General features: G+C 70.2%; 5 protein-coding genes. All 5 read left to right on the top strand.

Annotated elements, in window-relative coordinates:
- The coding region (gene arc, locus C6N75_RS23010) for a proteasome ATPase (RefSeq protein WP_181160585.1) at positions 1-1623 on the top strand (1623 nt) is incomplete at its 5' end.
- A 302-nt stretch (positions 1624-1925) separates the two neighbouring features.
- Positions 1926-3437, top strand: coding sequence for a depupylase/deamidase Dop (gene dop / locus C6N75_RS23005; RefSeq protein WP_105870803.1), 1512 nt, complete (start codon positions 1926-1928; stop codon positions 3435-3437).
- Positions 3438-3650: 213 nt separating this feature from the next.
- Entirely contained in the window at positions 3651-3869 is a 219-nt protein-coding gene (locus C6N75_RS23000) for a ubiquitin-like protein Pup (RefSeq protein ID WP_030782898.1), read from the top strand.
- A gap of 176 nt (positions 3870-4045) precedes the next feature.
- Entirely contained in the window at positions 4046-4894 is an 849-nt protein-coding gene (gene prcB, locus C6N75_RS22995; protein ID WP_105870802.1) for a proteasome subunit beta, read from the top strand.
- Between the two features lie 67 nt (positions 4895-4961).
- Positions 4962-5714, top strand: a complete 753-nt coding sequence (prcA, locus tag C6N75_RS22990; protein ID WP_105870801.1) for a proteasome subunit alpha — start codon at positions 4962-4964, stop codon at positions 5712-5714.
- Positions 5715-5770 lie beyond the last annotated feature (56 nt).

The raw sequence follows: 5770 nt of genomic DNA, 5'->3' as shown, positions 1-5770 counted from the left end.
CTCGAGGAGCGGATCGTCGAGCTGCAGACCAACCTGGCCGGCGTGTCCGCGCAGAACGAACGCATGGCGAACACGCTCCGTGAGGCCCGCGACCAGATCGTGGCCCTCAAGGAGGAGGTCGACCGGCTCGCCCAGCCGCCCGCCGGCTTCGGCGTCTTCCTGGCGGCCAACGACGACGGCACCTGCGACATCTTCACCGGGGGCCGCAAGCTCCGGGTGAACGTCAGCCCCAGCGTCGACCTCGAAGGGCTGCGGCGCGGCCAGGAGGTCATGCTCAACGAGGCGCTCAACGTGGTCGAGGCCATGGAGTTCGAGCGCGCCGGCGACATCGTCACCCTCAAGGAGATCCTGGAGGACGGCGAGCGGGCCCTGGTGCTCGGGCACACCGACGAGGAGCGGGTGGTGCGGCTCGCCGAGCCGCTGCTGGACACCACCATCCGCCCCGGCGACGCCCTGCTCCTGGAGCCCCGCTCCGGCTACGTCTACGAGGTCATCCCCAAGAGCGAGGTCGAAGAGCTCGTCCTGGAAGAGGTCCCGGACGTCGACTACGACAAGATCGGCGGCCTGGGCAACCAGATCGAGCTGATCCGCGACGCGGTCGAGCTGCCCTACCTCTACCCGGACCTGTTCAAGGAGCACGAGCTCCGCCCGCCCAAGGGCATCCTGCTCTACGGCCCGCCCGGCTGCGGCAAGACCCTCATCGCCAAGGCCGTCGCCAACTCCCTGGCCAAGAAGGTCGCCGAGGTCACCGGGCAGCCGGCGGGGAAGTCGTACTTCCTCAACATCAAGGGCCCCGAGCTGCTGAACAAGTACGTCGGCGAGACCGAGCGGCACATCCGCCTGGTCTTCCAGCGGGCCCGCGAGAAGGCGTCCGAGGGCACCCCCGTCATCGTCTTCTTCGACGAGATGGAGTCCCTCTTCCGCACCCGCGGCTCCGGCGTCAGCTCCGACGTCGAGAACACCATCGTCCCCCAGCTCCTCGCCGAGATCGACGGCGTCGAGGGCCTGGAGAACGTCATCGTCATCGGCGCCTCCAACCGCGAGGACATGATCGACCCCGCGATCCTGCGCCCCGGCCGGCTCGACGTGAAGATCAAGATCGAGCGTCCGGACGCGGAGGCCGCCAAGGACATCTTCGCCAAGTACCTCACCGCCTCGCTGCCGCTGCACGCGGACGACGTCTCGGAGCACAGCGACTCCAAGCCGGCCGCCGTCCACGCCATGATCCAGTCGGTCGTGGAGCAGATGTACGCCGAGTCCGAGGAGAACCGCTTCCTGGAGGTCACCTACGCCAACGGTGACAAGGAAGTCCTCTACTTCAAGGACTTCAACTCCGGCGCCATGATCCAGAACATCGTGGACCGGGCCAAGAAGATGGCCATCAAGGCGTTCCTCGACCACGACCAGAAGGGCCTTCGGGTCTCCCACCTCCTCCAGGCCTGCGTGGACGAGTTCAAGGAGAACGAGGACCTGCCCAACACCACCAACCCGGACGACTGGGCCCGCATCTCCGGCAAGAAGGGCGAGCGGATCGTCTACATCCGCACCCTCGTCACCGGAAAGCAGGGCGCGGACACCGGTCGCTCCATCGACACGGTCGCCAACACCGGCCAGTACCTGTAGCCAGTCGCCTTCCGGCTGCGGGTGCCCCCGACCAGCCCTGTCCCATCCGGGCGGGGGGAGGGCATCCGCAGCCGGTTGGCGTCTGCGGACCCGCCCGGCGACCGTCGTGACCACGCCGCGGCGACCCCGCCGCACCACCGCACAATGACGCAATCGATCTCCCCACCAGCGCGGAGGCGTTCTAGGCTCGTCCATACCGCCGGGTCGCGCAGTGCGGGGACGGACACCGCACACGCATCGAGCACCAGCGGTACTTGAGCGCCGCTCCCGGCAGGGGAGCGCCGCCGGGCAAGGAGGGCCGCATGACCGTACGGCGAGTAATGGGCATCGAGACGGAATACGGGATCTCCGTCCCCGGCCACCCGAACGCCAATGCCATGCTCACCTCGTCCCAGATCGTCAACGCCTACGCGGCGGCGATGCACCGGGCGCGCCGCGCCCGCTGGGACTTCGAGGAGGAGAACCCGCTGCGGGACGCCCGCGGCTTCGACCTCGCCCGCGAGGCCGCCGACTCCAGCCAGCTCACCGACGAGGACATCGGCCTGGCCAACGTGATCCTCACCAACGGCGCCCGGCTCTACGTCGACCACGCCCACCCCGAGTACAGCTCGCCGGAGATCACCAACCCGCGCGACGCCGTGCTCTGGGACAAGGCCGGCGAGCGGATCATGGCCGAGGCCGCCGAACGGGCCGCGGCCCTGCCCGGCGCCCAGCCCATCCACCTCTACAAGAACAACACCGACAACAAGGGCGCCTCCTACGGGACGCACGAGAACTACCTGATGAAGCGGGAGACCCCCTTCTCGGACATCGTGCGCCACCTCACGCCGTTCTTCGTCTCCCGGCAGGTCGTCACCGGCGCCGGCCGCGTCGGCATCGGCCAGGACGGCCGCGAGCACGGCTTCCAGATCAGCCAGCGCGCCGACTACTTCGAGGTCGAGGTGGGTCTGGAGACCACCCTCAAGCGGCCCATCATCAACACCCGCGACGAACCGCACGCCGACGCCGAGAAGTACCGCCGGCTGCACGTGATCATCGGCGACGCCAACCTCTCGGAGATCTCCACCTACCTCAAGCTGGGCACCACCGCCCTGGTGCTGTCCATGATCGAGGACGGCTTCGTCACCGTCGACCTCGCCGTCGACCAGCCGGTGCGCACCCTGCACCAGGTCTCCCACGACCCCTCCCTCCAGTACCTGGTCACCCTGCGCAACGGCCGGACGCTGACCGCGGTGCAGCTCCAGATGGAGTACTGCGAGCTGGCCCGCAAGTACGTGGAGAACCGGTTCGGCGCCGACGCCGACGAGCAGACCCTCGACGTGCTCGACCGCTGGGAGGACACCCTGCGGCGGCTGGAGACCGACCCCATGAGCCTGGCCGGCGAGCTGGACTGGGTCGCCAAGCGCGAGCTGATGGAGGGCTACCGCCGCCGCGACGACCTGGACTGGGACGCCGCCCGGCTGCACCTGGTCGACCTCCAGTACGCCGACGTACGCCCCGACAAGGGCCTCTACAACCGGCTGGCGGCCCGCGGACGCGTCAAGCGGCTGCTGACCGACGACGAGGTCGAGCGGGCCCGCACCCACCCCCCGGAGGACACCCGCGCCTACTTCCGCGGCCGCTGCCTGGAGCAGTACGCCGACGACGTGGCCGCCGCCTCCTGGGACTCGGTGATCTTCGACCTCCCGGGCCGGGACTCGCTCCAGCGGGTGCCCACCCTGGAACCGCTGCGCGGCACCAAGGAGCACGTCAAGGACCTCCTCGACCGCTGCCGCAGCGCCGAGGAGCTGGTCCGGGTGCTCTCCGGCAGGTGACCCGGCCGCCGCGGCCGACCGGCGCCCGCCCGAGGGTGCAAAAGGCCTTCGGACGGGAATCATGACCATGGCCCCCCGAGCTGAAGAAGCAGACGGCAAAGCGGGGGCCGTTGTCGGACCCTCCTAGTAGGGTCTGATCTTGAAAGACCCGACGAGACCGAACGCGGTCTCCGACCACCGAACCATGCGGGCACACCGAGCGGGGTGAGGGATATGGCGACCAAGGACACCGGCGGCGGTCAGCAGAAGGCCACGCGTTCCACCGAGGAGACCGAGGAGCAGGCGCAGGACGCGCAGGCATCCGAGGACCTCAAGGAGCGCCAGGAGAAGCTGTCCGACGACGTCGACTCCGTGCTGGACGAGATCGACGACGTCCTGGAGGAGAACGCCGAGGACTTCGTGCGCTCCTTCGTGCAGAAGGGCGGCCAGTAGCCGCAGCGCGGGGCGGGCGCGAGCCGCGCCCCCGCCGCCCCGCTGCCGGCGGCCGAAGCCGCCGGCACCGGGACGGATGAGCGGCAGCAGCGCGGGTAAGGTCCCGTGCACAGCACGCAAGATCGGCCCGACCGCCGCAGCGCGGCGGGCCGCCGCCTCTTTTCGGAAGGAAACGCGTGGAAGCCAACCCTCGGAGCACCGGGCGACTGCCGGCGGCCTTCCTGACGCCGGGCTCGTCGTCCTTCATGGACTTCCTGTCCGACCACTCGCCCGAGCTGCTGCCGGGCAAGCGCGCCCTGCCGCCCGTGCAGGGCGCCATCGAGGCCCCGCACGGCACCACCATCGTGGCCGCCTCCTTCCCCGGCGGCGTGGTGCTCGCCGGCGACCGGCGCGCCACCATGGGCAACATGATCGCCCAGCGCGACATCGAGAAGGTCTTCCCCGCCGACGAATACTCCGCGGTCGGCATCGCCGGCACCGCCGGCCTGGCGGTGGAGATGGTCAAGCTCTTCCAGCTCGAACTGGAGCACTTCGAGAAGGTCGAGGGCGTCCAGCTCTCCCTGGAGGGCAAGGCCAACCGGCTCTCCACCATGATCCGCGGCAACCTCGGCATGGCCATGCAGGGCCTGGCCGTCGTCCCGCTGTTCGCCGGGTACGACGTCGACCGCGACAAGGGCCGCATCTTCAGCTACGACGTCACCGGCGGCCGCTCCGAGGAGCAGCAGGGGTACGCGGCGACCGGCTCCGGCTCGATCTTCGCCCGCGGATCGCTCAAGAAGCTCTACCGGGACGACCTCACCGAGGAGCAGGTGATCACCGCCGTCGTCCAGGCGCTCTACGACGCCGCCGACGACGACTCGGCCACCGGCGGCCCCGACGTGGCCCGCCGCATCTACCCGATCGTCACCGTGATCACCGAGGACGGCTTCCGCCGCCTCACCGACGCCGAGTCCTCCGAGATCGCCCGCTCCATCCTGGAGCGCCGCCTCGCCGAGCCCGACGGCCCGCGCGCCGCGCTGCTGTGACGTTCCCGCAACCGCCGCTGCGCGGTGCGCCCGCTCCCACGCCCCTGAAGAAAGGAACGGACAGCCGGTGACGACGCCGTTCTATGTCTCGCCCGCCCAGGCCATGCAGGACCGGGCGGAATACGCCCGCAAGGGCATCGCCCGCGGCCGCAGCCTCTGCGTGTTGCAGTACGCCGACGGCATCGTCTTCGTCGGCGAGAACCCCTCCCGCGCCCTGCACAAGTTCAGCGAGATCTACGACCGCATCGGCTTCGCCGCGGCCGGCAAGTACAACGAGTACGAGAACCTCCGCATCGGCGGCGTCCGCTACGCCGACCTGCGCGGCTACACCTACGACCGCGACGACGTCACGGCCCGCGGCCTCGCCAACGTCTACGCCCAGACCCTGGGCACCATCTTCTCCAGCGCCGGCGAGAAGCCCTACGAGGTCGAGCTGGTCGTCGCCGAGGTCGGCGCCTCCCCGGACGGCGACCAGATCTACCGCCTGCCGCACGACGGCTCCATCGTCGACGAGCACGGCTCGGTCGCCGTCGGCGGCAACGCCGAGCAGATCAGCACCTTCCTCGACCAGCGCCACCGCGACGGCATGTCCCTCGCCGAGGCCCTGAAGCTGGCCGTGCAGGCGCTGTCCCGGGACACCAACGGCGGCGAGCGGGAGATCCCCGCCGAGCGCCTGGAGGTGGCCGTCCTGGACCGCACCCGCCCCCAGCAGCGCAAGTTCAAGCGGATCGTCGGCCGTCAGCTCTCCCGCCTCCTGGAGACCGACTCCGCCGCCACCACGCCGACGAACGCCCCCTCCGACGAGGAACCGGACGAGTAGGCCCCGTTCGCTCGGCGCCCCCGCCGCCCCCGGCCCGCCACTCGCGCGGACCGGGG

Origin of the sequence: Streptomyces solincola (assembly GCF_002982015.1) — a bacterium.
Taxonomy (GTDB): domain Bacteria; phylum Actinomycetota; class Actinomycetes; order Streptomycetales; family Streptomycetaceae; genus Streptomyces; species Streptomyces solincola.
Note: the sequence above shows the minus strand (reverse complement) of the source record. Positions and strands in the feature narration are given on the sequence as shown.